Annotated in this window: 1 protein-coding gene and 1 pseudogene; one reads left to right on the top strand and one right to left on the bottom strand. The window is 55.7% G+C overall.

Going from position 1 to position 2786, the window contains the following annotated elements; all coding sequences use genetic code 11:
* Positions 1 to 353: 353 nt before the first annotated feature.
* Positions 354 to 2018: an electron transfer flavoprotein-ubiquinone oxidoreductase gene (locus WG29040_RS24230; RefSeq protein ID WP_003442427.1), complete on the bottom strand. Its 1665-nt coding sequence runs from the start codon at positions 2016 to 2018 to the stop codon at positions 354 to 356.
* A gap of 617 nt (positions 2019 to 2635) precedes the next feature.
* On the opposite strand from WG29040_RS24230, the pseudogene WG29040_RS24225 reads away from it, so the two are divergent.
* Positions 2636 to 2786, top strand: a pseudogene (locus tag WG29040_RS24225) (electron transfer flavoprotein subunit beta/FixA family protein); the annotation flags it as partial.

Raw genomic sequence — 2786 nt, 5'->3', positions numbered from 1 at the left:
GGATTTTATTGCCCATTACAACCACCGGCGTTGTCACTCCGCCTCGAATAACCTGCCGCCAGTTACTTTTGAGGAAATGGCGGCCTAATACTCCTACGCAATGGTCCAAAAAAACTGGACCACTACAAGCTCGCTCCTACAGGGGTTGTGTCGGTTTTGATTTGTATGGTGCTGCAGGTGTCGAGCGGGCATGAAGATGCGGGAAGCTAAAGCGCATCTGCACATTCCTCTGTAGGAGCGAGCTTGCTCGCGAGCTCTTCGGCGCCCTCAAAGCTCGCTCCTACAGGGTTTTTGCTGTTTATCGCCCACTAAAAAGGCTCCCGGGGGAGCCTTTTTAGTGGGCGATAAACGACTTACATGTTCGGGTAAGTCGGGCCGCCGCCACCTTCCGGGGTGACCCAGGTGATGTTCTGCGACGGGTCTTTGATGTCGCAGGTTTTACAGTGCACACAGTTTTGCGCGTTGATCTGAAAACGCTTCTCGCCGCTTTCCTGAGTGATCACTTCATACACCCCGGCCGGGCAGTAACGCTGGGCAGGCTCGTCGTAGAGCGGCAGGTTGACGTTGATCGGAATGCTCGCATCGCGCAACTTGAGGTGGCACGGCTGCTCTTCCTCATGGTTGGTGCTGGAGATAAACACCGAGCTGAGTTTGTCGAAGCTGAGTTTGCCGTCCGGTTTCGGGTATGCGATCTGCTTGCAGTCTTTGGCCAGCTTCAGGCAGGCATAGTCCGGCTTGGTGTCGTGCAGGGTAAACGGCAGTTTGCCGCCGAAGATGTTCTGGTCGAGCCAGTTGAAACCACCCCCCACAATAGGGCCGAACTTGTGCAGTGCCGGGCCAAAGTTACGGCTGGCGAACAGTTCGTCGAACAACCAGCTGGCTTTGAAGGCTTCAACATAAGTGTTGAGTGCATCACCGCCCTCGGAGCCACCGAGCAGGGAGTCAGCCACCGCCTCGGCTGCGAGCATGCCGGACTTCATTGCGGTGTGGCTGCCCTTGATCTTGGAGAAGTTCAGGGTGCCCAGATCGCAACCAATCAGTGCGCCACCGTCAAAGACCATTTTTGGCAGCGAGTTCAGGCCGCCTTTGCAGATGGCGCGGGCGCCGTAGCTGATGCGCTTGCCGCCTTCCAGATACTGCTTGAGTACCGGGTGATGCTTGAGGCGCTGGAACTCATCGAACGGCGACAGGAAGGTGTTGCTGTAGGACAGGTCTACGATCAGACCCACCACTACCTGGTTGTTTTCCAGGTGGTACAGGAACGAACCCCCGGTGTTTTCGCTGCTGATGATGTCCAGCGGCCAGCCGGCAGTGTGAACCACCAGGCCTGGCTGGTGCTTGGCCGGGTCGATTTCCCAGATTTCCTTGAGGCCGATGCCGTAGTGCTGGGTATCGGCTTCGCTGTCGAGCTTGTAGCGCTCGATCAGTTGCTTGCCCAGGTGGCCGCGGCAGCCTTCCGCGAACAGGGTGTACTTGCCGCGCAGTTCCATGCCGGGGGTGTACAGGCCTTCTTTCGGGTTGCCTTCACGGTCAACACCCAGGTCACCGGTGATAATCCCGCGAACTACGTTGTTCTCATCGAACAGGACTTCCTGGGCAGCAAAGCCCGGGTAGATTTCCACACCCAGGTTCTCGGCTTGTTGTGCCATCCAGCGGCACAGGTTGCCCAGGGAAATAATGTAGTTGCCTTCGTTGTGCATGGTTTTAGGCACAAACAGGTCAGGCACCTTGGTTGCGGTGCTGTCACTGCGCAGTACATAAATATCGTCGCGGGTGACCGCGGTGTTGAGAGGAGCGCCCAGTTCTTTCCAGTCCGGGAACAATTCGTTCAGGGCACGGGGTTCGAACACTGCACCGGACAGAATGTGAGCACCGACTTCGGAGCCTTTTTCAACCACGCAGACGCTTATTTCTTTACCGGCTTCGGCGGCCTTCTGCTTTAAACGGCAGGCGGCGGACAAACCGGCAGGGCCGGCGCCGACGATGACCACGTCGAATTCCATGTATTCGCGTTCCACAGGTTCTCTCCTACTCAAGGCTCAACGGTATTTTTCTAATTGGAGGTTTGGCACTTCATCCATTATTCCCTGCGCCGCGTGCGGAAGAAGCAATGGATGACGCGCCGCTCTCTCTAGGGGCGGCATTATATCTACACCACTAGCAGGGTCCAATACAAACGTTTGTTTGAATCTGCTGCAGGCCAGACAAATCAAAGAAGCACGGCTCAAAAGTGGCGGATTTGCTGTATTGACCGCAAAAGGCGTTCCGGTCAAGATACGGTCGGTTTTGCGCTCGCCGTAGGCTGATTATTGGTTTCAAGAGCACCTCTAAAGACAGGGCCAGGCACGAGCCTGTAGGAGCCTGCCATTTTTTGAGCGGAGTTTACACGTCCTTTTGGTGGATGACTTGTTAGTCACCCCGCAGAGACGCTCGCAAGGGAAGAATTTGGCGCTCGTCATTCTTTCTATAAGAAGGGCACAGCAACGATCTTTGGAGGTGCCCCAGGGTCTGTTGACGCTTCGTTGTGAACTATCGTCGTGGCCACAACGAAGCTTCAGCAGAACCTATGCGATGAGCATCAACCGCCAGGTTCGCCTAGGCGACTTTCTTTTCACCGGAGAGTAACGAGGAATCCATGAAGGTTCTTGTAGCTGTCAAACGAGTGGTCGATTACAACGTCAAGGTTCGCGTCAAAGCGGACAACTCCGGCGTTGACCTCGCCAACGTCAAGATGTCGATGAACCCCTTCTGCGAAATCGCTGTGGAAGAAGCCGTACGCCTGAAAG

This window comes from Pseudomonas sp. PAMC 29040 (assembly GCF_003994535.1).
GTDB classification, from domain to species: domain Bacteria; phylum Pseudomonadota; class Gammaproteobacteria; order Pseudomonadales; family Pseudomonadaceae; genus Aquipseudomonas; species Aquipseudomonas paraversuta.
Note: the sequence above shows the minus strand (reverse complement) of the source record. Positions and strands in the feature narration are given on the sequence as shown.